Genomic DNA, 24,126 nt, shown 5'->3' on the forward strand with positions numbered 1-24,126 from the left:
GTATTCCACTTTTGAATATCTCAAGTCTCTAATACATTTGAGATATTCAAAACCCCTTCAAGTCGAGGATGCGTCAGCATCTTCGAGACTTGGTATAATTGACTGCACCGCGCTTTCCATAGAGCGCGGTGCTGTTTATCGGTTCACGCCGCCGGTTGCTGTTTTGCCCTGGCGACAATCTGGGTGGGGCTGACGAATTGCAGGGCGATGACCAGCCAGAACAGGGTGGTGACCATATAGACCACGGCCATGGCATCGATGGATTGCGATGCCCGCACCCCGGACGCGAAGACCGCATAGTAGAGCGACACGACCAGCGTTTGTGTCGTCGGCCCGGCAATCAGGAAGGTTAGTTCGAACATGGCGATGGTGCGCACCAGCACCAGCAGCAGGGCGGCCAGCATGCCCGGCAACAGTAGCGGTAGCAGGATGCGGGTGAACAGGCTCCAGGTTCCGGCACCAAAGACCTTGGCAGCGGCCTCGATGCGCGGATCGATCTGCTCGATAAAGGGGATCATGACAAGGATGACGAAGGGCAGGGACGGCACGAGATTGATCAGCACCACGCCCCAGAAGGTACCGCCAAGGCCGACCTGGTAGAGAACCGTGGCCAGCGGAATGCCATAGGTGAGCGGCGGTACCAGAAGCGGCAGCAGGAAGGTGAGGATCACAAGTTTTTTGCCGGGAAAATCCCGCCGGGCCAGCGCATAGGCGGTCATAACCCCGAGCAGGCCGGAAATGATCACCACGGTGAAGGTGATCTGGAAGGTGACGGCAACGACGCTGGATAGCTGAAACTCGCTCCAGGCGTCGGAATACCATCGTGTCGTCCAGCCGGTCGGCAGCCATGTACCAAGCCAGCGCCGGGCAAAGGAATTGACCACGACGGAGGCAATCACCGCCACGAGGTTGAGAATGAACAGCCCGGCGAGCGCCCAGACCGCCATACGCCAGAGTTTTGAGCCGATGCCCTGATCGCGGATCATGATCTAGCCTTTCGTTCCGGCGACGGGGCCGCGATAGAAGAGGGAGCGCAATGCCAGAATGGCCGCGACGATTGCCAGTTCGATAATGCCCATGATGATGGCGATGGCCGAGCCCAGCGAGTGGTTATATTGCTCGAAGGCGGCCTGATAGGCGGCAATCGAAATCACCCGCGTCGGCCCGGCTGGCGCACCGAGCAACACAGCCGAGGGAAAGACCGCAAAGGCCTGCACGAAGGACAGGCAGAAGGTAACAGCAAGGCCAGGCACCAGCAGCGGCAGAAATACGTTCATAAAGCGCTTGCGGGCATTGGCCCCCAACGTTGCCGCCGCCTGTTCGATGGCCGGATCAATGCCGGTGACGTAGGACAGCGTCAGCAGGAAGGCGAAAGGAAAGCCCGAAATCAGCAGCGATGCGAACACGCCCCAGTAATTATTGGTGAGCTTGATCGGCGTATCGAGAATGCCGATCAGGATCAGGCTGCGGTTGAACCAGCCCTGGGGTCCGAGAAAGGTCAACAGACCATCAGCAATGAAGACGGTGCCGAGCGTAACCGGCAGCACGAGAATGGTGGTCAGAAAACGCTGGCGCGTCATCAGCCGCACCCGGAAGGCAATCGGCAAGGCTAAAGCCAGATTGACCACCGTGACCGGCAACGCCAGCCAGAGCGTTGCGGAAATAGTCTTATATTGAAACGGATCGGTGAAGAAGGTGACGTAATTGGCGTACCAGGCGCCCTCTGCTGGTGTCAGCGAGTCGATTACGCCGAAGATGAACGGATAGATGAACAGAGCGAGGATGACCAGCAGGCCCGGCAGGACCAGCAGCGTCGTGCCGTCTATTCCCCTGGCTGCAAGCGAGACACGAAGCGAAGACTGGCTCATGCATCACCCTTAAAGATCAGGGCGCGGCCTTCTGCCGGACGAACACTGGTGGTAGTGCCGCGTGGCAGCAGTATATCCGAGCGAAAATGAACCTCTGCGCCGTCGCTGGCTTCTGCGGCACCAAAATAGGCTCTGCCGCGATATTCCATGGATTTGACCGTCACCGGAATGCCGCTGCCATCCTGGACGGCGATCATATCCTCCGGCCTGACGCTCAGCACAGCCGCATCGCCGACCTGAACAGGTTGGCGGGGCGTGCCGACAGTGGTTGCGCCCGCCGCTTCGATCTGGGCCTCATCGCCGGATACGGCTGTGATTCGCCCGGCAATCCGGGTGCGAAAGCCCATGAAATCGGCGACATCGACATGGTTCGGGCGCATGTAAAGATCTTCCGGCGTGCCGATCTGGCGGATATGGCCCTGGCTCATCACCACGATCCGATCGGCCATCGACAGCGCCTCGTCTTGGTCATGGGTGACATAGATGGTCGTCGAGCCGATCTGGTCGTGAATGGCGCGGATATCGGCGCGCATTTCCAGCCGCAGCTTGGCATCCAGGTTGGAAAGCGGTTCGTCCATCAACACCACCGGCGGGCGGATGACGATGGCGCGGGCAATGGCGACACGCTGCTGCTGGCCGCCGGAGAGTTGTCCCGGCAATTTATCCGCCTGCGAACCGAGTCGCACCAACTCAAGGGCTGCTTCGATACGACGGTCGGCTTCCGTGCCTTTGATGCCTTGCATGGCGAGGCCGAAGCCGACATTGCGCCGCACGGTCATGTGCGGAAACAGGGCATAGCTCTGGAAAACCATGCCGAAGCCGCGCTTTTCCGGTTCCAATTGATCGATTCGCTGGCCGCCGACCCTGATTTCGCCACCCGTCAGCGGCAAAAGTCCGGCGATACAGTTCAGCGCCGTGGATTTTCCACAGCCGGAAGGGCCGAGCAACGCGATGAATTCGCCCGGCTCAATGGCCAGATCAATACCGTCAAGCGCTTTATAGGCCCCGAAGGCACGGCGAAGGCCGACAAGCTCAAGACGCGCGCCTTGTTTGGGCTGTGTACCCGGTGTCGATAATGGGGCTGGCGCGACCACGTTGCTCTCCTGTCTGCGGAAAAATCATAGGCAAGCTCTCCCAGACCCGGAGATCCGAGGGAAAAATATTTGAAACATTGCGTATAGGCCCCGCCGCGCTAAGCCCGGCGGGGCAAAGGCTCAGCCCTTGGCTGCGCCGATCTTTTCGTCCCAAATGCGGAAAGCATCGACGATCTTTGATGGATCGAGTGGCACTTCCAGCGGGTTGTTGGCGATCCAGCCGTCATATTCCTTGCGGCCAAATTCGGCGATGGCGTCCTGGCTCTTCTGGGGCGCCATGGCAATCGTCACATCCTTGACCGCCGGGCCGGGATAGAAATAGCCATCGTCAAAGGCAATCGCCTGTTGTTGGGGCTGAAGAATGAAGTTGATGACATCCAGCAAGACCGCGAGCTTTTCTTCCGAAACACCCTTTGGAATAACAGCATAATGGGCGTCGGTGACCCAATGGAAGCCTTTGAGGGTTGCCACCTTGGCCTCTTCCGGCACGATGCCGAGCACGCGGGGATTGATATCCCAGCCGGTGGTGGTGACGACAATGTCGCGGGTGCCTTCGCCAAGCTCCTTCATCACCTGCGTGGTGCCGGTGCCGTAATATTCGACGTTTTCGCCGATTGCCTTCAGGTAATCCCAGGTCTTGGCCCAGCCATTGACGGGATCTTTGGGGTCTTTATCACCCAGCAGGTAGGGAAGACCCATCAGGAATGTCCGGCCCGGGCCGGAATTGGCGGGGCGCGCATACATGAAGCGCTTTGGATTGGCCTTGGTCCAGGCCAGCAGTTCCTCGGCAGTGCCCGGCACCTGCTTGACCCTGTCAGGCATATATTCGATCAACGGCCCAGACGGATAATAGGTAACGACGACGCCCTGGTTTTGGGCCAGCGCCTGCATCTTGAAGGCCTGCGGTAGCAGGATTTTCTCAAGATCCGGCAGGTCTGCCTTATGGGCGGACAGATCAACCCAAAGTCCTTGCGAAAGACCAGCGGCCAGCGCATCCGTGCCGGTTAGTACCAGGTCGATATCGACCTTGCCCGCGGCCTGTTGCGCCTTAAGCTTTGATGGCAATTCCGGGGCCGGGGCCTTTGTGAAGGCAAAACGCGACACCCATTGCGGTTTTGCCGCAGCATATTTCTCGAACATGCCCTGGGTCAGTGCCAGGTTGCCGGCCACATCAGCGACGGTGATGGTGACAGGACTGGCCGGTTGCTTGGGGGCGGCCATGCCAAGACGCGGCAACAGGCTTAGTCCGGCAACACCAGCAGCCGTGCCTATGAATGTTCTTCTATTGATCGTCACCAACATATCCTCCCAGATTTCCACCCTCGAAAAGGGCTCCCGATGATAGTGATATGTTAGTATGCGACTTGATGTCAACGTATAGATGCAGGCATATTATCGTGACGACATGTATGCTGCATTTCAGAACTGTCTTGGGAGAATAGGACAGGAGACCCATAAGCCCGGGAACGGGTTTTAACAGTTCCTCGTCTTAGGCGGCGTGGCCATTGGCAATCGCCGCTTCAACCTGCGGTCTGTATTGCAGGATGGCGGCGGCGTGCATGCCGGTCCAGCCCTGGAGCAACGAGCCGCGCCCAAAGGGCGGTGAGAAATATTCGACCGAGCCGATCCAGCCGTTTTCAAGGCTTGTCTGCCACCAGCGCAGCATCGGATAATCCCAGCCATCCATGCCGTATTTCAATCGCTGCTCAGCATAGAGGCCGGAAAGATAGGGCCAGTCGGAGCCGTTGTGATAGCGATAGGCAAAGGCGGATTTTGCGCGGGTATCGGCGGGTCGTTTGAACGGCGGCCAGGCGCACATCACACCCCAGTCGCCATAGGGCTGGCGGGCATTGTTGCGGGTTTCCAGCAGGGCCGCGACATGGCCAAGCACGGTTCTGGCGCGTTCACCTGACACGGCATCGAACCGCAGCAGCGTCAGGCTGTCGAGTGTCAGATGATCTTCGACGAAATCGCTTTTCAGGCCGTAATCGGCATACCAGCCATGGGGGGTGAGAAGCGCTTCATCCAGCGATGCGCGGGCGGTGATTGCCGTCTGCTTTGCCTCTTTGGCCAAAGCCTCGTCCTGATGGGCGCCGAATTCTGCGATTGCATCCAGCGCGCCGATCCAGAGCCCGAGATCATAGGCGACATAGCCATGGCGGTAGACGTTGTCGGCCCAATCTCGGTCATGCCGTGGCTTGATGGGCAAGCCGTTTCCGGCTGTGTCGAAGCCCTGATAGCGGCGGAAAATCGCTTCGATGGTTTTCCAGTGACGGGTAAGGACGGTTGTGTCGCCGGTGGTGCGGATATAATCGCCAATCGTTAGGATGAAAAACAGCGGACTGTCGAAATGATCACTCCACCAGTCGGTGCGCCGCAGATGCTCCATCTTATAGTCGTCGGAGGTGGTGCGGAATTTCTCCCATTCCTCGCCCTGTTTCGGGCCGGTCAGAATGACGCCGCTCGGGCTTTCACCATCGGGCTGGATGCCGGTTGCTAGCAGGTCGATCTGGCCCCGGACGGCCTCCGGTTCGAGATGCAGCAGGGCCTGCAAGGTCCAGTAGCCGTCGCGGTAATAGGTGCGGGTCGGGGCGCTATAGGCCTGGCCTGCGGCAAGCCCCAGAAAGGAACCGTCTTCGGCACGGCGAATGCTGGAGAGCGAGGCATGGGCGCTCTGGATTGCCATGCTGCGCATCAGCGGTGGGGCTTGGGGCAGCAGGTCGCAGCGCGTCACATGGGCCTTGCTCTCGGCAATGATCGTCTCGACAGGCAGAGCCATGCCCCGTTCGGCTTCCGTGTCGCTGGCACCTGCGGCAATGACGATCACGCCGTCGCCTTTGTCTTCAACCATGGCCACACCCCATGGTGTGCGGATAATCCGCCTTGCCCCGCTGCGCGTTACTTTTTCCGGCTTGGTCAGTGTTCCCCACCAGGCGCATCGTCGTGCCGGGCGTGTGGATTTCAACTGGCTGCCGGTTAGCATCAGGACCGGGGCGGATTGGGCGACATAGAGGCCATGGTCTTTGCCGGTCATCTGGTTCGGCCCATAGACGAAGGGGCCGGTCCAAGCGTGAAGGGTGATGTTTGCGATCCGGCCGCAACCCCATAGTGACAGCTCAAGCCGTCCTTCCGGCAGAAAATCACCTTGCAAGCGGGGCGCCATGAATGCGAGTTGCAAGGGCAATTCGCTTTCCACCAATCCGTCTGTCCGCGCAGTTGCCTTGGCTTTTTCCATGTCTCTCCCCTGTCACGCTATAGGTTTTTCGTATCGGATTTTTCCGCATGCGGGATGCGATTTTTCAAGGCCAGTGCCACGGCGCCAATCATCCCCGCCTGCACGCCGAGCCTGCTTTGTTTCAAAGGGCTTTCGAACGGCAGCAAGGGTTGCAGATGGGCCTGTAAAAGGCTGAAGAATTCTGGTTGGGAGCCGATGCCGCCGCCAATCACCGTGACTGCCGGGTCCAGCAGCGCATGGACGGCGGCAATGCCGATCGATGCCTGTTTTGCGACGCTATCGATGGCAGACCGGGCCTGTTCATTGCCTGATCGTGCCAGCGAAAACAGATCGGCAACGGTCTCGCCCTCTGTGGTGAATCTTTGGCGGATACCGTTCGTGCCAACGCCATCCTCGTAAAGTCCGTTTTCCGACAAGGGTGCTGTCTCATGGGGCGCTGGGCCGACAGGCAGATAAGCAATTTCGCCAGCCCGGCCAGCCGCCCCGCGCCATGGCTCTCCGTCCAGCACGATACCCATGCCAACGCCGGTTCCGAACGAAACGAACACCAGTGAGCCAAGCCCTTGACCGGCACCTGCCCATGCTTCGCCATAGGCGGCGAGATTGACATCATTTTCCACAGTCACCGGGCAGGAAACGAAGCGCGACATCAGGTCCGCGAGGGGCCGGTCAACCGGCAGAGCCAGATTGGGAGAGAGAGAGGAAAGGCCGGTTTGAGGATCGACAGCGCTTGGAACGCCGATCACCACATTGTCCAACTCTTGCGCCACAGCACCGGCATCCGAAAGGAGAGCGGTAATCAGTCTTGCCATTTGCGCGAGAACGGGTGCACCTTCGCCGTGCAGTGTGGGTTCTTCACGTGTGGCTACGATCTGCTCGTGGGTGCGGGCGATACCGGCCAGAATCTTTGTGCCGCCGAGATCGATGCCGATAACCCACCCATTGCCGAGGCTACGACTAGAGACTCGGCCACGCCCCCTAGCGTTTTCGCGGGAGCTTTCGGTGTTTAGCAAATGCTTCGCCGAGCTGGGCACAATTGCATTTCCTGTTTTGTTCGGTGTGTTGACGAACTATTATGGACTGGTATTTGCCCTGTCAAGTCTCTCTCGCCAAGAGGCGGGACATTGCGGAATCGCAGGTAAAGGAGTGACAAACGTCAGGCCCAACCCAGGCAATCGCGCTGTTTGGCGGGCTTTTATCCTTCTCCACGAATTCGCTTGACACATAACTGCAAATCCTATTTCGTTCGTCATGTCAACGAACCAATTAAGAAGTTCCAAGGCATTTGCGGATCCGGTTTTGCCTGGCGGAGGTGGCCAGGAAAGACGATGACAGACTGCATGATTGCATCGGTTTTCGGGGCGGCCGGGCAGCAGATTATGCAGGGATAATAAGTTGCTACAGCGATTTTGTGGATGTGGTGACCGCACGGCGCTGTATTTCCCATCATCCGCCGTCTCACCTGCAAGGGAACAGCAAGGTGAAGCCGGCCCGCGCAATTGTGTGAACCATCACTTGCGTTCACCGGTGGCCATCAGGAGGAAAATTCGATGCAGAAAAGCGTTTTGAAATGGGTTGGCGGTGGTTTTGGCGTCATGCTGTCGCTGAGCAATGCCTATGCGTTCGGCGAGGCGCCGATGCTGAAGAGCCAGGTCGATGCGGGTAAGCTCCCGCCGGTCGAACAGCGCCTTCCCAAGAAGCCTGCCATCATTCCTGTCTATAACGAGATTGGCACCTATGGCGGCACGCTCCGGCGCGCCTATAGCGGCATCGGTGACCGCATGGGGTCCACCAAGCTGATCGAAGAGCGCGCCTTGAAGTTACAGCAATCGTCCGACGGCAAGGTCGATCTGGTACAGCGTTTCGTTGAAAGCTGGTCGGCCAATGCCGATTCAACCGAATTTACCTTCACGCTGCTCGATGGCATGAAATGGTCCGATGGCGTGCCGGTGACCACGGAAGATGTGAAATTCTGGTATGAGGATCTATTCCTCAATGCCGATCTGAACCCCAGCCCTCCCGGCTTCCTGTTTTCCGGCGGCAAGCCGATGAAGCTCGACATTGTCGATGCGCATACGTTCAAGGTCAGCTTTGCCCAGCCTTATGCGCTGTTTCCTTATGTTCTGGCGGTTCAATCGACGGGATGGCCGGGTCTCGACAAGCCGAGCTTTATCCAGCCAGCCCATTATCTGAAGAAATTCCTGCCGAAATACAGCACGGCGGCAGAGCTGGATGCCATCGTCAAGGCCAAGGGTGTTCCCAATTGGCGGGCGCTCTGGGATCTGAAGGGCGTGATCCAGGCCTGGTGGTTGAACCCGGATCTGCCTGTCGTGACCGCCTGGAAGGTCGTGACGCCGCCACCGGCCAGCACCATCGTTTTCGAGCGTAATCCCTATTACTGGGCAACTGACAAGGCCGGGAACCAGCTTCCCTATATAGACCGGATCGAAGCCAAGCTCTTCCAGGATCATCAGGCGGTCAACCTGATGATCGTTCAGGGGCAGATCGATTTCCAGTCGCGTTTCGTTGAAGCGCGCGATTATCCGCTGCTTAAGGAAAACGAACAGGCTGGCAATTACACCGTTCATCCTTGGAAGAGCGGCGAAAACCTGGCGATCATCCCCAATATCAACGATACCAACGAGGTTAAGCGCAAGCTGTTCGACGATATTCGCTTCCGTGAAGCGTTGAGCATCTCGATTGACCGCGAAGCCATCAACGAAACAGTGTTTTCCGGCCTGGCGATACCAAGAGCTGCCGCGCCGGCCAAGGGATCACCCTATTACGACCCCGAATTCGAGACCAAGTGGACAGGTCTCGATATTGATCGTGCCAATGCGCTGCTGGACGAAATCGGTCTGAAGAAGGGTGCCGACGGGTTCCGCACCGGGCCGGATGGCAAGCGCCTCAGCCTGGTGATTGAGACAATTGACGAGAATATTCCGCCTGAAATGGTTGAGGTGATCCGTCAGGGTTGGCAGCAGATCGGCATTGAAGGGCTGATCCGTTCGGTCGATGAAACCGCCAGCCTTCAGCATATCAAATCCGGCAATTTCGATATCATCACCGCCTATGCCGACCGGTTGCTGATGCCGCAGGCCGATCCGACCCTGCTGCTTGGTCGCGAATCCTATGCCAACGCTTATTTCGAATGGTATAATTCCGCTGGCAAGAGCGGCACTGAACCGCCGAAGGATCACCCGATCCGCAAGCTGTTTGACGCCTGGACCGCCGCGTCAAGCTCGAAGACCGTGGATGAAGCCAACCAGCACATGAAGGACATGATCAACGTCATGAAGGACAATGTCTGGATGATCGGTCTTGTAGGCGAGTCTGTCACGCCCTTCGTCGTCAACAACAAGATCGGCAATTTTCCCGATGTGATGACCAACGAAGAAGCCCTGCGCAATGAAGGCAATGCCATTCCGGCGCAGCTGTTCTTCAAAAAATGATCGGTGACGGCGGCCTGGCACCTTTGCGGGCCGCCGCAAATTTCCTTGTGTGCGAGGACGCGACCGTACAAGGCAATATCAGGGCGTGAAGATGCCCATGCATCCTCGCGTGCAAGGGAGTGCAGATATCTCAAATCCATCGTCGGCTTGAGATGTCGGCAAAAGGAATACGAAGCGTCATTTTCAATGACGCTTCGTCGGAATGGTCGGGAGAACGTGATGACATCCTATATCTTGAACCGGTTTGCCTGGGCCATTCCCATGCTGTTTCTGGTGTCCATCGCCGCCTTCACGGTCATCCAGCTGCCTCCAGGCGATTACGCCACAGCCCTTGTCGCGGAAATGCGGGCGAATGGCGATACCCCGCCTGAAGGTACCGAGGAGCGGTTGCGCCATCAGCTCGGCCTGGATCGTCCCATGTATGAGCAATATTCGCAGTGGATCGGTAATATCGTTCTGCACGGTGATTTCGGCACCTCCTTGACCTACAATCAGCCAGTCTCCAACCTGATCTGGGGTCGGTTGGCGCTGACCCTGGCAATCTCCTTTTCATCGCTATTGCTCACCTGGGTGATTGCCATCCCGATTGGGGTCTATGCCGCCGCGCGGCAATATTCGTTCCTCGACTATTTTTTCACCGTTTTTGGCTTTCTCGGCCGTGGGTTCCCGGAGTTTCTCTCTGCCCTGATCCTGATGTGGCTGGCCTATTCCTGGATGGGCATGAATGTCGGCGGGTTGTTTTCTCCGCAGATGCAGGATGCGCCCTGGAGCCTTGCCAAGGTCGCCGACATGCTCGGCCATCTGTGGATTCCGCTGCTGGTGCTTTCGACCAGCGGTGCGGCTGGCCTGATCCGCATCGTGCGCGCCAATATGCTGGATGAGCTGAACAAGCCCTATGTCGAAACCGCAATGGCCCAAGGCCTGACGGAATGGAGCGTCATTTGGCGCTATCCGGTGCGGGTGGCGCTCAACCCGTTCATTTCGACCATTGGCTGGGCGCTGCCAGCGCTGATTTCCGGGGATGTCATCACATCCGTGGTCCTGAACCTGCCGACCACCGGACCGCTGCTGCTGCGCGCGCTGCAAAGCCAGGACATGTATCTGTCGGGAAGCTTCATCCTCATTCTCGGCGTCTTCACGATCCTCGGTACCATCGTGTCCGATATCCTGCTGGCGGTCTCCGATCCGCGCATCCGCTACCGATAGGAGCAGACCATGACCAATGTAACGCTCAACGACATGGATGAGGCCCGGCCCGAAGCCGGGCGTGCGGAAAAACTCTATCAGGCCAGCCCCCGGCAATTGATGTGGTGGCGGTTCAAGCGCCATAAGGTGGCGATGGTTTCGGGGATTATCCTCATCCTGGCCTATCTGGTCACCGGACTAGCCGAATTCACGGCACCCTATGATGCATTCCAGGGCAATGCCCGTACGACATTGCTGCCGCCCCAGGCACTGCATCTGTTTGACGAGGAGGGGAATTTCCACGGCCCCTTCGTCTATGCGACGACCCGCACCCGCGATCCCGTAACCTTGAGGCCGATGTACAAGCCGGATACGACCAAGATCGTGCCGATCCGATTTTTCGTCCAGGGACAGACCTATCGGTTCTGGGGCTTGATCGAGGGGAACCTGCGTCTGTTTGGTGCTGAAGGGCAGGACAAGATCAACCTGCTCGGCACCGATACGCTGGGACGCGATGTGCTGTCGCGGTTGATCTATGGTGGGCGCATTTCGCTGTCGGTCGGTCTGATCGGCGTTGCCGTCAGCTTCGTTCTCGGCCTGACATTGGGATCAATTTCCGGCTATTTCGGCGGGATCACCGATAATATCGTCCAGCGCGGCATGGAATTCCTGCGCTGTATTCCCACCATCCCGCTGTGGATGGGGCTTGCCGCCGCCCTGCCGATCACCTGGGATCCGCTGTTTGTCTATTTCCTCGTGACGCTGCTGTTGTCGCTGATTGGCTGGACCTATGTAGCCCGCACCGTTCGGGGCCGTTTCCTGTCGGTGAAAAACGAGGATTTCGTGCTGGCCGCCCGGTTTTGCGGCACCTCGGAATCGAGGATCATTACCCGACACATGCTGCCGTCGATGACCAGCTATATCATCGCGGCACTGACGCTTTCCGTGCCGGACATGATCCTTGGGGAGACGGCATTGAGCTTTCTTGGTCTTGGCCTGCGTCCGCCGGTGGTGAGCTGGGGTGTGCTGCTGCAAGAGGCGCAAAACCTGCGCACAATCTCGCAGGCGCCTTGGCTGTTAGCGCCGGGGGCGGCCATCGTCATCGTCGTCCTTGCCTTCAATTTTCTCGGCGACGGCCTGCGCGATGCAGCCGATCCCTACAGCAAATGAGTGACGTCATGCCCCCAGAGAGCGTAAAGCCTGTTATCGAGATCGATAATCTCAAGGTTCACTTTCATGTCCGAGAAGGGGTGGTCAGGGCCGTCGATGGCGTCAACCTGAAACTGATGCCGGGCGAAGTGCTTGGCATCGTTGGGGAAAGTGGTTCTGGAAAATCCATTACGGTGCGGGCAATCATGCAATTGCTGCCCAAGGTTGGCAAGATTTCCGATGGCCAGATCCTGTTCAATGGGGTTCCCGGCAAGACGACCGACATTGCCAGGCTGGATCGTAATGGCCGTGACATGCGCGCCCTGCGCGGTGGCCGGATTGGTATGATCTTTCAGGAGCCGATGACGGCACTGTCGCCGGTCCATACCATTGGCCATCAGGTGATGACGCCGATCCTGCTGCATAGCCAAGGCAGCAAGGCGGATGCCGAAAAACGCGCCAAGGAAGTGCTCGACATGGTCCGGCTGCCGCGTATCGATGAGATGATGCGCAGCTATCCGCACCAGCTTTCTGGCGGCATGCGCCAGCGCGCCATGATCGCCATTGCGCTCGCCTGTCGGCCGCAGGTGTTGATTGCCGACGAGCCGACAACGGCGCTGGACGTGACCACCGAGGCGCAGATCCTTGATCTTCTGAAGGAGTTGAGAGCCGAGCTTGGCATGTCGATCATCTTCATCACCCATAATTTCGGCGTGGTCGCCGATATCGCTGACCGGGTCTCGGTGATGTATCTCGGCAATGTCGTGGAAACCGGGCGGACCGAGGATATTTTCTACGATCCGAAACATCCCTATACGCGGGCATTGCTCAATTCCATCCCACGGCTTGGGGCGGCGAAACAGCACCGGCTGAACACCATTCCCGGCATGATTCCTGATCCCTTCAACCTGCCTGATGGCTGCGTGTTTCACCCCCGATGCGGGCTTGCCAGAGACGGCGACTGTCGGCGCATCTACCCACCCGTCACCCGGATCGATGATGAACGCATGGCCCGTTGTCATGTTGTCGCGGAAGCGACGCAAGCAGGGAGGGCCGCCCAATGACAGAGCTATCCATGGCACCGGACCTCCTGATGGATGTCGCCGATCTGAAGAAACATTTTCCGATCCATTCCGGCTTTCTCGGACGCCAGACCGGTGCCGTGCGTGCGGTGGAGAATGTCAGTTTTCAATTGCGCAAAGGCGAGACCCTGGGACTGGTTGGCGAAAGCGGTTCGGGCAAATCCACCGTCGTTCGGCTGCTGCTGCGGGCTTTTCCGGTCACCGAGGGCCGGGTAACATTCCGCCGCCGCAATGGATCATTGATCGACATCGCCAAGGCGGGCAATGCCGAGATGCGCGAATTGCGCGATGAAGTCCAGATGATCTTTCAGGACCCGTATTCATCGCTCAATCCGCGCCTGCGGCTGCTGGAAATTATCGGTGAGCCGCTGATCAACAAGAAGGTGGCGAGGTCCGAAATCGAGGACCGGGTGGCGGAACTGCTGAAGCTCGTCGGCCTTCGTCCCGAATTCATGAGCCGTTACCCGCATGCTTTTTCCGGTGGTCAGCGCCAGCGCATCGGCATTGCCCGGGCGCTTGCCGTCAATCCCAGTTTCATCGCCGCCGACGAAGCGGTTTCGGCGTTGGATGTTTCGGTCGCTGCCCAGGTCGTCAACCTGATGCAGGATTTGCAAGAACAGTTCGGCCTGACCTATCTGTTCATCACCCATGACCTGTCGATGGTCGAGCATATCGCCAACCGCGTTGGTGTGATGTATCTGGGCAGGCTGGTGGAAATTGCCGATACGGCAAGCCTGTTCGACAAGCCGCGCCATCCCTATACCGAGGCCTTGCTGTCGTCTGTGCCGCAGCCAGATCCCCGCGCCAACGCCGCCAAGAAGCGGATCATCCTCAAGGGTGAAATTCCCAATGCCGCCAAGCCGCCGTCAGGCTGCGTCTTTCACCCCCGCTGTCCCTATGCGACCGACATCTGCCGTCAGGTTGAGCCGCAGCTGGAAGCGTTAGCTGGCAGCGACAATGCCGTGCGCTGTCATCGCGCCGCAGAACTGGATCTGGTGGGGGTTCGCTGAAGGGGCTCCCGAAAGGTAATGACCCAGCGCCGATCCAAGGTCCTTGCGCAAATGTGACTCGATTTGCGGCGCAAACTGTGCAGTAGAATGCGCGATTGGCCTGGCGCGGACTTTTGGACGTTTCTGTGCCAGGCAAAGCATAGGTGAGAGTATCGGCATTGCGGATTCTGGTGGTCGAAGATGATGTCATTCTGGGCTCTTCCCTGAAGAAGGCCTTTGAGAAACATGCCTATGGCGTGGATCTGATGCGGGATGGCGAATCCGGGCTGCTGGCCATTCAGGATAATGACTATGCTGTTGTTATTCTGGATGTGAACCTTCCGAAAGCCAGTGGTTTCGAGGTGGTTCGAACTTTGCGCGCCAGCGGTAACAAGGTTCCGGTCCTGCTGCTGACGGCGCTTGACAGTATCCGCTCGCGGGTTGAGGGACTGGATGAAGGAGCTGACGATTATCTGGTGAAGCCTTTCGATCTGGACGAGCTTCTGGCCCGTGTTCGAGCGCTTGCCCGCCGGTATGAAGGGCGCACCGAGACGTTGATCCGTTGCGGCAATGTCGAGCTTGACCCTTCCGCGATGATCGCCCGCCAGAATGGCACGCCCCTGCATGTGGCAGGCAAGGAGTTTCATTTGCTCAAGCTTTTGATGGAGCGCGCTGGGCGCTACGTCACCAAAAGCGATATCGAATACGCTCTTTACGATATTTCGGCGATGGTGGAGAGCAATACGATAGAAGTGACGATCTACAGTCTGCGCAAAAAATTGGGCGCTGATTTCATCAAATCCATCAGAGGCGTCGGCTATATGGTCGAGCGGTGACACGTGACACTCAGTCAAAGACTGTTCCTGAGAATTCTGCCGACACTGATCATAACAATTGCGCTTGTCGGTGCATTTGCGTATCGAAGCGCTGACCGCGAGATCGAAAATATCTATGATGCGGAGTTGATCAACGACGCCAACACGCTTTGGGTCCTGCTCAACCATCCGCTCGCCAAGAATTCGGACAAGCCGATCGTCCAGATCCCTGATCTGGATTTCAACATGGACGACCAATTGTCCCTGAACGAAGATGCGGATGATTACGCCGACGCCCATGCGTTTCGGGCCTGGAAAAATGGCCATCTGGTCATGGTCAGCAGCAATTCCTTTCCTGAATCGGTGCCGGAATTCAAGCGCGGCTTTTCCAACTTCCAGATCAACAACGAAGCTTGGCGTGTCTATTCGCTGCCGATCCCCGATTCTCCGGTGACAATTGAAGTTGCTGAAAAAATGGCGTTGCGTGACGGTTTGGTTGCCAACATCATCTTGAACCTATCCTTTCCTCTGATGTTTCTCATTCCGGCCATCGCCATTGTTGTGTGGTTCGTCATTCATAATGGCCTCAACCATATCCGGGTGCTTGTCCGGCAGATCAGGTCACGGACGCCGGACGATCTGTCGGCAATTTCCACCGATGGTTTGCCGCGCGACCTCATTCCGCTGGTCGGCTCGCTCAATCAGTTCATGGAAAAGCTGCGCATATCCCTGACGCTTGAGCGCCGCTTTGCCGATCTCGCCGCCCATCAATTGCGCACGCCGCAGGCTGGCATAAAACTGCTGCTGCAATTGATCGAGCGGTCGGATTCGGAGGAGGAGCGGCAGGCGCTGATGAAGGATCTGACCGCTAGCAACGAGCGGGCGATGCATCTGATCGAGCAGATGCTCAATCTGGCCCGTGTCAGCCACCAGCCCTTGAACCTGGAGGACACCAATCTCTTCGATCTCGTTGCCAAGGTACTGGCGGATTTCGGCCCGATCTTCAACAACAGACGTTTGCAGGTCGAGCTTTCCGGCGACGAAGAGGCATTGGTCGCCACCGACAGCACCTTGTTGCGGATGATGATCGATAATGTCATCGACAATGCCATCAAATACTCGCCGGATGGCGGTACGATCCAAGTTGCCATCGTCTCGAAAGGTCCCCGTTGGCGGGTGTCGATCAGCGACAGCGGCCCGGGTATTCCGGTCGAACATCGCGACATGGTTTTCCAGCAATTCTATAGGCTGCCAACGACCGAGCAGGGAGGCACAGGCCTTGGCCTTGCCATTGCTGCCGGCATTGCGGCACGCTTGTCCGTCGACATCGACCTTGGCGTCCCGGACTGGGGCTACGGATTACGGATGGACATTCTCGTGCCCGGCTTGCACTTGGCCGAGGCCTAAGGTTTACGCTCCCCCAGGAACTGCAAGTCAATGATTATATGGTATAATCTTTTAAGGTGGGCATAGCGAAACCTCTGTCGCTATCAAAAAATCCGAGTTTTAAGTTTCACTTCATTTTCGTCTAATCCAGCTTTCAGGTCCCGGTTCTAGGGTTCCTTCACAGAATGAAGGAACCACCATGCAAGCTTTCTGCGATTTTGACGGCACGATATCGAAACAGGACGTCACCGATCTGGTGCTGGAGCGTTTTGCTCTTCCCGAATGGACCGATATCGAACAGCAATGGGAAGCAGGAGAGATCAATTCCGCTGAATGCATGCGGGCTCAGATCCGGCTGCTTCAGGCCTATCGGCATGAGATCGACCGGTTTCTGGGCGAAGTCGAAATCGACGCAGGCTTTCCAGAATTCCGCCGCTTCTGCATCCAGAACCATATCCACCTGACCATCGTTAGCGATGGCGTCGATTATTTCATTCGCCGCGTTCTCAGCCATTACGGCATCACCGATATCCAGGTGATCGCCAACCGGATGCTGGAACCCTCCTGCGGCAACCCGACGGTCTTCGACCTCGACCACCCCTTTGCCCGCACTGGCTGCCTTACCGGTTCGGGTGTCTGTAAATGCAATGTCATCCGGTCTGGCGATGCGGATCATATCTACATTGGCGATGGCCGCTCTGATTTCTGCGTTTCCAGCCATGCCGCCAAGCTGATCTTTGCCAAATCCAAGCTGGCGGTCCATTGCCAGGAAAACCGGATCCCCTTCATCGCCTACCGCGATTTCACCGATATCACAGCCGCACTCAAGACCCTGAAGACCAAGTCCCTGGCGATTGGGGCTGGTGCTGCTGTGACGACTGTTCCTGCATCAAAAATAGCTTAGGGAAAACAAGACTATGCGTGCAACGCTCAAGATTGCCGAACCACCTGTCGTCTCACCTTCAGAAGACGAGCTGAGACGACTCGAGAACCTCTATTGTTCTCACGGTGATACCGTCCACTATACAGATAAGCCGAAATTCTTCGAAGGCTGCGAAGGCTCCTTCGTCTACGACGCCAGCGAGACGCCGTTTCTCGACCTGCAAATGTGGTACTCAGCCGTCAATTTCGGCTATCGCAACGAACGGCTGAACAATGCGGCCCATCGGCAGCTTGACCAGCTTCCGCAGGTGGCCTCCCAATATCTGCACCGCGAAAAAGTCGAATTGGCCGCGCTGATTGCCCGCGATGCGGAACAGAAATTTGGCCATAAAGGCCGCGTCCATTTCAATGTCGGCGGCTCTCAGGCTGTCGAGGATTCCCTGAAGCTGGTGCGCAATTTCACCGGTGGCAAAAGCCTGATGTTCGCCTTTGAGGGCGGCTATCATGGCCGCACGCTGGGCGCGAGCGCGATCACCTCGAGCTATCGCTATCGCCGCCGCTACGGCCATTTCAGCGACCGCGCCCAGTTCATCGAGTTTCCCTATCACTTCCGCGGCCCGAAAGGCATGTCGAAGGAGGAATATGGTGAGGTCTGCGTCCAGAAATTCGCCCGCCTGTTCGAAAGCGAATATAACGGTGTCTGGGACCCCAAAGCCGGTAAGTCCGAATATGCCGCTTTCTATGTCGAGCCGATCCAGGGTACCGGCGGCTACGTCATTCCGCCGATGAATTTCTTCACCGGTTTGAAGAAAGTGCTTGATGACCACGGCATCCTGCTGGTCGTCGATGAAATCCAGATGGGCGTCTACCGCACCGGCAAGCTGTGGTCCATCGAACATTTCGGCGTGTCACCTGATGTTCTGGTGTTCGGTAAGGCCATTACCAACGGCCTCAATCCGCTGTCCGGAATCTGGGCTCGCGAGGAAATGATCAACCCGACGATCTTCCCGCCCGGCTCGACCCATTCGACCTTCGCCAGCAATCCGATGGGCACAGCCGTTGCGCTCGAAACCATGAAAATGGTCGGCGAGGGTGATTTCGGTGCCAGCGTCATGGAAAAAGGCGCCCGCTTCCTCGATGGTTTGAAGGTTCTCGAAAAGCGTCATGCCATTGTCGGTGATGTCGATGGTCTCGGCCTCGCCCTGCGGATGGAAATCTGCAAGGAAGACGGCTTTACACCCGACAAGGCAACGCTTGACTGGATGTCGGACGAGGGCATGAAGGGCGATCTGGTTGTCGATGGCAAGACCTATGGTCTGGTGCTCGATGTGGGCGGTTACCACAAGAATGTCATCACGCTGGCTCCCAACCTGATGATCAGCAACAGCGAAATCGATCTGGCTCTCACCCTGCTCGATCAGCTGCTAACCCGCGCTGCACGGAGGTAGAGCCGTGCAACTCCTGCTTCTTCACCTCGATGACGCGCTGGAGTTGCAGCCTGAGTTCATGCGCACCTGCAAAATGGCAGGCGCGCGTGAACTCAACGAACAGCAATGCGGCAGGGCGGTGCGTCTCTGGGGCCGGCAAGCGGCGCTCGATACGCTCTGGCGCAAGCTAACGCAGGTGGGACGGCAGGGGTCTGCCGAACCGCGCCTCTGCTTCATGGGGTCGGGCGATTTTCACCATGTCACATCACTGCTGATCGATCAGGCCCTGGAAAGCCGCAGCGAGCGGGTGACCGTCATTCATATCGACAATCATCCCGACTGGGTGCATTTCGATGGCGGCATGCATTGCGGCTCCTGGGTGAACCGCACCCTTGCCAATCCGCAGGTCGATAAAGTCATCACCATCGGCGTCTGTAGCAATGATCTGGAGACGCCCGAGCGCAAAGGTGCAAATCTCGACCTGCTCGCCAGCGGGCGGCTGGAGCTTTATCCGTATATGCATCCGCCAAGCCGGGTGAAGGCCAGTTACGGTTCCGGGCAATCCTACAGGCAATATGCCCGTGACCTCTATTGGCAAACCATCGCCGAGATCGGCGAGATGAACTTCATCGACCGGTTGCTGGCCAGCATTCAGACCGACTGCGTCTACATCACTCTGGACAAGGACGTTCTGGTTCAGGGCGATGCGGTGACCAATTGGGACCAGGGGCAAATGCAGATGCCCTATGTCCTGTCGATCATCAGCGCGATCGGTGAGCGCCATCGGATCATCGGCGCCGATGTAACGGGGGATTATTCCCGCCCCGACTATAGCGGCACTCTCTGGACCCGGATGTTGAAAAAGGGCGAGATCCTGATCGATCAACCCCGCCATACATGTCCCAGTCCGCAGATCTGCACCATCAACAGCGCCGCAAACCTCGCGCTGCTGGATGTCTTCGGGGAGCAGATGCGATGAAGCAGGGGCTCGATCTGTCGATGTTGGCGCTGATCCTGTTCTGTATCCTGACGGAGACAGGGCGGGAGATCTGCTTCAAAAAAGGGGCGGGCGCAGACGATGCCAGACAGATGGTCCTGCGGCCCGTTGTCTGGGCCGGGATATGCTTCTGGCTCATCGAACTGCTGGCCTGGAGCCGGGTGCTGGCCAGTGTCTCGCTGTCCATCGCCTTTCCAATCATGGCGATGAGCTACGCCACCATCACGATTGCCGGTGCGGTGATCTTCAAGGAATCCATCAACCTTCGCCATGCCGTCGGGGTCGCGCTTGTGACTGCCGGTGTGGTCTGTGTCGGAGCAACAGGACTATGAAACTCTTTGCCTATTCGAAATGGGATAGCGTGTCTGTCGCAGCAGCATTGCTGCATCTGGCCTTCAATATCTATCTGATCGCCGGGTTTGAGAGCAGGCCACTCTGGCTCTCCTTCGTGCTTGCCTGCATCTATGCACTGTCGATTTCCTGGAACATCAACAGCATTTCCCATAACTTCATTCACACGCCCTATTTCAAACCGCGCTGGATGAATTATGCCTTCAGTCTGCTGGAATCGATCACCATCGGCTTTTCTCAGACCTATTATCACTGGGTCCATATGCGCCATCATTCCGGCAATAGCGACCGGCCAGATGAGAGCGGCAAGACCGTCGATCTGCTGTCGATCTACAAGCACGGCAAGAACGGCGAGCCGGAAAATGTGTTTTCCTACACGTTTCTGAGCTTCTTCCGGGACGATCTGGGCGAAATCCATCGGGCCATCGCTGCAAAGCGACCGTTTGAAGCCAAGTGGGGCCGGATCGAGCTGATCGCTTTCATCGTCGTCGCGCTGGCGGCCTTGGCCTATGACTGGAAGGCGACGCTATTCCTCGTGCCGTTCTATTATCTCGGCAATTGCCTGTCGTCGCTCAACGGTTATTACGAGCATCTGCACGGCGATCCGGATGAGCCGATTGCTTGGGGTGTCAGCAGTTACAAGAGCTTCTACAATTGGCTGTGGTTCGGCAACGGCTATCACGCCGAACATCATTACCGACCCAAAACCCACTGGACGCAATTGCCGCTGCTGCATGACCGGATCAAGGATGAGCAGGAAAAAGCTGGCACCCATGTGATCAGCACCTGCCATGCGCTCGGCTTCATTGCCAAGGAGAACCTGGCCAAAGAGACCATGCCAGGCGAGGGCGTGCGATGAGCACCGATGCGCTGTCGTTTTTTCAGGAAGGCAGCAATGGCAGTGGCATCCTTCTTGTTCACGGTCTGACAGGAGCACCTGCGGAAATGCGGCTGGTCGCCCGGCAATTGCACCGGCGCGGATATTCGGTCTATGCCCCGCTGCTGGCAGGCCATGGAAAGGACGAAGCGGCCTTGCGTAAGACGCGTTGGCAGGATTGGCTTGAGAGCGTCGAGGAGGCCGGTCAGGTTCTGGCCTCCCGGGTCGATGCAGCCTTTGCCGCCGGTATCTGCGCCGGTGGAAAGCTGGCGCTGATGGCGGCGGACCGCCAGCCATTGACCCTGCGGGCCGCGGCCATCTATTCGCCCTGCTTCCATTATGATGGCTGGGACATTCCCCGCCATTACAATTTCATGGCCCGCAATATCCGCTGGCTGGCGAAGATCCCGTTCCTGGACCGGCTGCGGTTTCACGAAACTCGCTCGCTCGGCATCAAGGACGACCGGCTGCGCAACAAGATTGCCGCCATGAATGGCGACGGCGTGCTGGAGAGCTTCCCCGGCAAGGGCCTGGTGGAAATGGACAAGCTCGGGCGGGTGCTGAAAGCCCGGCTGCCTTCAATGCAGACGCCGACGTTGATCGTTCATTCGCTTGAGGACGATGTCAGCAGTCCAAGCCATGCCCAATATATTTCGTCCCATCTCGGCGGGCCGCGCGAGCTGCATTGGCTACGGGACAGCTATCACATGATCCATATGGACCGCCAGCATCGGCACGTCGCCGATCTGACAGCGGATTTTTTCGAGGCTCATTATGTACCGGACCGCGCATAACATGTCCGCAAGTAGGGCAGTGGAATCTAATGTTCCAGAGGATGTCAGGTCAAACCATGTTATGCTTGATGTGGTGCGCCGCTTGGATGCTCGCATTGCAACCTCCATCGCCGATATTGACCGCGACGATTGGGACCAATGTTTTCCGGGCGAGCCGGAAGCCTATGATTACCTGCTGACCGTCGAAACCGCTGGTATATCAGGTTTCGAATGGTGTTACGCCACGGTCTATGAAGGCGGATATCTTGTCGCGGCCATGCCAGCCTTCATCACCCGCTATGCGTTGGACACCACGCTTGAGGCGGGCCGAGTCCGGGCGGTGATCGGCAGGCTGCGCCGTATCTTCCCGAGGTTCTTGACCTTGCCACTTGCCTGCCTGGGCTCGCCTTGCACGGAGACGGGCAATCTCGGTTTTCACCCCTCGGTCAGGCCGGACCGTTATGAAATGCTGTTTGAGGCCATGTTGAGCGGTTTTGAGGATTACGCCCGGACACGCAAATGCGTGTTGGGTGCGCTGAAGGATATTCCGCAGCCGGTGGATGCCGGGATTGACCGCGTGATCAAGGGCCATGGCTATGCGCCGCTGGGAGGCATGCCGACGGCCTGGCTTGCCATCGATTTCAACGACATGGACAGTTATTTCGCCCGTCTGTCATCGTCAACGCGCAAGGACATGCGGCGCAAATTGAGGGCGCGTGAAAAGGTCAGGGTCGAATATCACACGCAATTCGGCGACCATCTGCCACGCATCATGCAGCTTTATAACGAGACGCGGACCCGCAGCGAATGGCAGTTCGAAGAGCTGACACCGGCCTATTTCGAAGGCATTTTGAAGACTATGCCCGGTCGGTCGTTTTGCACTCTCTATTTTGTCGGAGACGAGCTGCTAGCGGCCAACCTGATGGTCCATAACGACCACACCTTGATCGACAAGTTTTTCTGCATGGATGAAACGGCAGGCCGCCCCTACAATCTCTATTATCTCAGTTGGTTCGAGAATATCGGCTATTGCCTGAAGAACGGATTGACGCGTTATCAAAGCGGCCAAGCCTATTATACCAACAAGGTGCGGCTGGGCAGCAGGCTAACGCCGAATGAAATGTATTTCCGCCACAGTAACCCCGTCGTTCAACGTCTATTGCGCATGGTTGCGCCCTATTTCGCCGCAGATGAAGCGAGCGGAGTTCAGCTGGGTGAGGGGGAGGCATGAAACTGCTTCGCCTGTCATGGCTGGCCGTGCCGTTACTCAATACGGCCCAGCAGATGTTTTTGAAACTTGGCGCAGATCAAGCCGATACCGCGCATGGATCGGCATTTTTCGAACATGTCTTCTTGTCGCACTGGTTTCTTGCTGCCATTGTCGCGGAAATCGTCTGTTTTATCGTCTGGATGTCGGTGCTGGCCGATCTGCCGCTCAGCAAGGCTTTTCCATTGTCCGCTGTCAGCTATGTGCTGATTATGGCAATGGCCTGGTTCATCTTTGACGAACCGGTCAAGCTTTTGACGCTGATCGGCACGGCGACAATTCTGGCTGGCGCCTGGTGCATTGCGACGGCGTCGAAGTCTGGGACGTCAGAATGAAATGTCGAAGGATTTGTTGAAGGCAATTCCAATGATATTCTGGTTTTTCGTCCCGAGCTCAGAGGTAACAGGAGAATCGGCGGCATCGCCCACCAGCCGCTCGAAACGATTATAGAATTGCACCGACATGTCAGGCGAAATCGTATAGGTAGCAGAGACGGTAAAGCCCACGGATTTGATCCCGGCGCTCGCATCGAAAGCATTGATGCGGCCATTGCGGCTGGCCTCGGCGGCGGAGACGCCGAAATATTTATTCATATAGGATGTATCACCAAAGGTGGCTCTCGGCCCGGCAGAGAGCAGCCATTTTTCCGAAAGCGGCTGAAACCAGTCCGAGCCGACATCGACCACCAATCCACTGCCATTTGACAGCGCCTGACGGATTTCCGAGCGGACGCGCCAGACATCCGGCTTGATCCAGTATTGGACGAAGACACCGGCATCGATATCGAATTCGACGTTTTTCAGCCCGTCGAGATTGGTCGATTTGGAGGAGCGGCTGTCACGAAAGCCAACGACCGGCCCCACTTCAAACCCATGTCCGCTGAGTACCGTATAATCCAGATTGTCATCAGGTGCTGAGTTTTCCTCAGGCTCTCCGAACCGGCGGATATCGAAGGAGGGAATGACCCCGAACGTATATTGCTTGGAACCGGGATAGCTGGGCGCCAGTTCGACCGCGCCTCCGAGCGTGACTATCCAGCGGCTGTCCGTATTGTCAGTTGTGTCGGCGGCATGGCTGCTATAGGCAGAAAACAGCAGACATGACAGACAGCCAGCAATTATAGGATTTGTGATGCGAGACAAAACCATCCGTCCAGAAATGCCTCTGTCGAACAGCAGCGGCAAGTTACAGCCCGGTCATTTTATTGGACTGTCAGACAGCGCCGGTCAAGGACATTGCGACATCCTCACCGATTCCCCCATGCTTCCTCAAGGTGAAGTGGATTTGAAGTGACAGT

The 24,126-nt window shown here is 57.5% G+C and carries 23 protein-coding genes; 16 read left to right on the forward strand and 7 right to left on the reverse strand.

Annotation, left to right across the window (positions count from 1 at the left end; genetic code table 11):
- Nucleotides 1-143 precede the first annotated feature (143 nt).
- The 6 genes from ASB66_RS03055 to ASB66_RS03080 all read right to left on the reverse strand — a co-directional run bounded on the left by ASB66_RS03055 (nt 144) and on the right by ASB66_RS03080 (nt 7,231).
- The gene (locus tag ASB66_RS03055; RefSeq protein WP_060717359.1) at nt 144-986 is read right to left on the reverse strand and encodes an ABC transporter permease; all 843 of its coding nucleotides are present in this window, start codon (nt 984-986) and stop codon (nt 144-146) included.
- 3 nt (nt 987-989) lie between these two features.
- A complete protein-coding gene (locus ASB66_RS03060; protein WP_114386214.1) occupies nt 990-1,868 on the reverse strand; it encodes an ABC transporter permease in 879 nt (292 codons plus the stop codon).
- The gene (locus ASB66_RS03065; RefSeq protein ID WP_060717361.1) at nt 1,865-2,962 is read right to left on the reverse strand and encodes an ABC transporter ATP-binding protein; all 1,098 of its coding nucleotides are present in this window, start codon (nt 2,960-2,962) and stop codon (nt 1,865-1,867) included. Before ASB66_RS03065 ends, ASB66_RS03060 begins: the two co-directional genes overlap by 4 nt.
- A 120-nt stretch (nt 2,963-3,082) precedes the next feature.
- Entirely contained in the window at nt 3,083-4,258 is a 1,176-nt protein-coding gene (locus ASB66_RS03070; protein ID WP_060717585.1) for an extracellular solute-binding protein, read from the reverse strand.
- Between the two features lie 193 nt (nt 4,259-4,451).
- Nucleotides 4,452-6,197, reverse strand: coding sequence for an amylo-alpha-1,6-glucosidase (locus ASB66_RS03075; protein ID WP_060717362.1), 1,746 nt, complete (start codon nt 6,195-6,197; stop codon nt 4,452-4,454).
- A gap of 17 nt (nt 6,198-6,214) precedes the next feature.
- On the reverse strand, nt 6,215-7,231 hold the full coding sequence (locus tag ASB66_RS03080) for an ROK family protein (RefSeq protein WP_234823912.1): 1,017 nt from the start codon (nt 7,229-7,231) through the stop codon (nt 6,215-6,217).
- 516 nt (nt 7,232-7,747) lie between these two features.
- Here ASB66_RS03080 and ASB66_RS03085 point away from each other — a divergent pair.
- The 15 genes from ASB66_RS03085 (at nt 7,748) to ASB66_RS03155 (ending at nt 23,164) form a co-directional block, all read left to right on the forward strand.
- Complete coding sequence (locus ASB66_RS03085; protein WP_081088972.1) at nt 7,748-9,649, forward strand: ABC transporter substrate-binding protein; 1,902 nt, start codon at nt 7,748-7,750, stop codon at nt 9,647-9,649.
- 219 nt (nt 9,650-9,868) lie between these two features.
- Nucleotides 9,869-10,855, forward strand: coding sequence for an ABC transporter permease (locus ASB66_RS03090; RefSeq protein WP_060717363.1), 987 nt, complete (start codon nt 9,869-9,871; stop codon nt 10,853-10,855).
- 9 nt (nt 10,856-10,864) lie between these two features.
- Nucleotides 10,865-12,004, forward strand: a complete 1,140-nt coding sequence (locus ASB66_RS03095) for an ABC transporter permease (protein ID WP_081088973.1) — start codon at nt 10,865-10,867, stop codon at nt 12,002-12,004.
- Between the two features lie 8 nt (nt 12,005-12,012).
- On the forward strand, nt 12,013-13,047 hold the full coding sequence (locus tag ASB66_RS03100) for an ABC transporter ATP-binding protein (RefSeq protein ID WP_060717364.1): 1,035 nt from the start codon (nt 12,013-12,015) through the stop codon (nt 13,045-13,047).
- A complete protein-coding gene (locus ASB66_RS03105; RefSeq protein WP_060717365.1) occupies nt 13,044-14,075 on the forward strand; it encodes an ABC transporter ATP-binding protein in 1,032 nt (343 codons plus the stop codon). The genes ASB66_RS03100 and ASB66_RS03105 overlap by 4 nt, the downstream gene beginning before the upstream one ends.
- 158 nt (nt 14,076-14,233) lie before the next feature.
- A complete protein-coding gene (locus ASB66_RS03110) occupies nt 14,234-14,890 on the forward strand; it encodes a response regulator transcription factor (RefSeq protein WP_012653871.1) in 657 nt (218 codons plus the stop codon).
- Between the two features lie 3 nt (nt 14,891-14,893).
- Nucleotides 14,894-16,276, forward strand: coding sequence for a sensor histidine kinase (locus tag ASB66_RS03115; protein ID WP_060717366.1), 1,383 nt, complete (start codon nt 14,894-14,896; stop codon nt 16,274-16,276).
- Nucleotides 16,277-16,454: 178 nt separating this feature from the next.
- Nucleotides 16,455-17,159, forward strand: coding sequence for an MtnX-like HAD-IB family phosphatase (locus ASB66_RS03120; RefSeq protein WP_060717367.1), 705 nt, complete (start codon nt 16,455-16,457; stop codon nt 17,157-17,159).
- Between the two features lie 13 nt (nt 17,160-17,172).
- A complete protein-coding gene (locus tag ASB66_RS03125; RefSeq protein ID WP_060717368.1) occupies nt 17,173-18,585 on the forward strand; it encodes an aspartate aminotransferase family protein in 1,413 nt (470 codons plus the stop codon).
- Nucleotides 18,586-18,589: 4 nt separating this feature from the next.
- Nucleotides 18,590-19,543 (forward strand): arginase family protein, encoded by a 954-nt coding sequence (locus ASB66_RS03130; RefSeq protein ID WP_060717369.1) that lies wholly within the window; start codon nt 18,590-18,592, stop codon nt 19,541-19,543.
- Nucleotides 19,540-19,893 carry a DMT family transporter gene (locus ASB66_RS03135; RefSeq protein WP_060717370.1) on the forward strand — a complete coding sequence of 118 codons (354 nt, stop codon included), beginning with the start codon at nt 19,540-19,542 and terminating at the stop codon, nt 19,891-19,893. Before ASB66_RS03130 ends, ASB66_RS03135 begins: the two co-directional genes overlap by 4 nt.
- A complete protein-coding gene (locus ASB66_RS03140; RefSeq protein WP_060717371.1) occupies nt 19,890-20,771 on the forward strand; it encodes a fatty acid desaturase family protein in 882 nt (293 codons plus the stop codon). The genes ASB66_RS03135 and ASB66_RS03140 overlap by 4 nt, the downstream gene beginning before the upstream one ends.
- Nucleotides 20,768-21,583, forward strand: a complete 816-nt coding sequence (locus ASB66_RS03145; protein ID WP_060717372.1) for an alpha/beta hydrolase — start codon at nt 20,768-20,770, stop codon at nt 21,581-21,583. The genes ASB66_RS03140 and ASB66_RS03145 overlap by 4 nt, the downstream gene beginning before the upstream one ends.
- A gap of 61 nt (nt 21,584-21,644) precedes the next feature.
- Entirely contained in the window at nt 21,645-22,793 is a 1,149-nt protein-coding gene (locus ASB66_RS03150; protein ID WP_060717373.1) for a GNAT family N-acetyltransferase, read from the forward strand.
- A complete protein-coding gene (locus tag ASB66_RS03155; protein ID WP_060717374.1) occupies nt 22,790-23,164 on the forward strand; it encodes an EamA family transporter in 375 nt (124 codons plus the stop codon). The genes ASB66_RS03150 and ASB66_RS03155 overlap by 4 nt, the downstream gene beginning before the upstream one ends.
- On the opposite strand, the gene ASB66_RS03160 is transcribed toward ASB66_RS03155, so the two are convergent.
- Nucleotides 23,156-23,977: a MipA/OmpV family protein gene (locus tag ASB66_RS03160; protein ID WP_060717589.1), complete on the reverse strand. Its 822-nt coding sequence runs from the start codon at nt 23,975-23,977 to the stop codon at nt 23,156-23,158. The genes ASB66_RS03155 and ASB66_RS03160 overlap by 9 nt on opposite strands.
- Between ASB66_RS03160 and ASB66_RS26415 the strand changes: the two genes are divergently transcribed.
- Nucleotides 23,961-24,122, forward strand: a complete 162-nt coding sequence (locus ASB66_RS26415; protein WP_156590007.1) for a hypothetical protein — start codon at nt 23,961-23,963, stop codon at nt 24,120-24,122. The genes ASB66_RS03160 and ASB66_RS26415 overlap by 17 nt on opposite strands.
- The last annotated feature ends 4 nt before the right edge of the window (nt 24,123-24,126 follow it).

Source organism: Gillisella vitis, from assembly GCF_001541345.2.
Classification (GTDB): domain Bacteria; phylum Pseudomonadota; class Alphaproteobacteria; order Rhizobiales; family Rhizobiaceae; genus Allorhizobium; species Allorhizobium vitis.

Bases quoted from the DNA above. Each gene is read 5' to 3' on its own strand.
- ASB66_RS03160 (WP_060717589.1), bottom strand. From the start codon at position 23,977: ATGGTTTTGTCTCGCATCACAAATCCTATAATTGCTGGCTGTCTGTCA.
- ASB66_RS03125 (WP_060717368.1), top strand. From the start codon at position 17,173: ATGCGTGCAACGCTCAAGATTGCCGAACCACCTGTCGTCTCACCTTCA.
- ASB66_RS03105 (WP_060717365.1), top strand. From the start codon at position 13,044: ATGACAGAGCTATCCATGGCACCGGACCTCCTGATGGATGTCGCCGAT.
- ASB66_RS03145 (WP_060717372.1), top strand. From the start codon at position 20,768: ATGAGCACCGATGCGCTGTCGTTTTTTCAGGAAGGCAGCAATGGCAGT.
- ASB66_RS03140 (WP_060717371.1), top strand. From the start codon at position 19,890: ATGAAACTCTTTGCCTATTCGAAATGGGATAGCGTGTCTGTCGCAGCA.
- ASB66_RS03155 (WP_060717374.1), top strand. From the start codon at position 22,790: ATGAAACTGCTTCGCCTGTCATGGCTGGCCGTGCCGTTACTCAATACG.
- ASB66_RS03095 (WP_081088973.1), top strand. From the start codon at position 10,865: ATGACCAATGTAACGCTCAACGACATGGATGAGGCCCGGCCCGAAGCC.
- ASB66_RS03100 (WP_060717364.1), top strand. From the start codon at position 12,013: ATGCCCCCAGAGAGCGTAAAGCCTGTTATCGAGATCGATAATCTCAAG.
- ASB66_RS26415 (WP_156590007.1), top strand. From the start codon at position 23,961: ATGCGAGACAAAACCATCCGTCCAGAAATGCCTCTGTCGAACAGCAGC.
- ASB66_RS03150 (WP_060717373.1), top strand. From the start codon at position 21,645: ATGCTTGATGTGGTGCGCCGCTTGGATGCTCGCATTGCAACCTCCATC.
- ASB66_RS03060 (WP_114386214.1), bottom strand. From the start codon at position 1,868: ATGAGCCAGTCTTCGCTTCGTGTCTCGCTTGCAGCCAGGGGAATAGAC.
- ASB66_RS03135 (WP_060717370.1), top strand. From the start codon at position 19,540: ATGAAGCAGGGGCTCGATCTGTCGATGTTGGCGCTGATCCTGTTCTGT.
- ASB66_RS03085 (WP_081088972.1), top strand. From the start codon at position 7,748: ATGCAGAAAAGCGTTTTGAAATGGGTTGGCGGTGGTTTTGGCGTCATG.
- ASB66_RS03055 (WP_060717359.1), bottom strand. From the start codon at position 986: ATGATCCGCGATCAGGGCATCGGCTCAAAACTCTGGCGTATGGCGGTC.
- ASB66_RS03090 (WP_060717363.1), top strand. From the start codon at position 9,869: ATGACATCCTATATCTTGAACCGGTTTGCCTGGGCCATTCCCATGCTG.
- ASB66_RS03075 (WP_060717362.1), bottom strand. From the start codon at position 6,197: ATGGAAAAAGCCAAGGCAACTGCGCGGACAGACGGATTGGTGGAAAGC.
- ASB66_RS03120 (WP_060717367.1), top strand. From the start codon at position 16,455: ATGCAAGCTTTCTGCGATTTTGACGGCACGATATCGAAACAGGACGTC.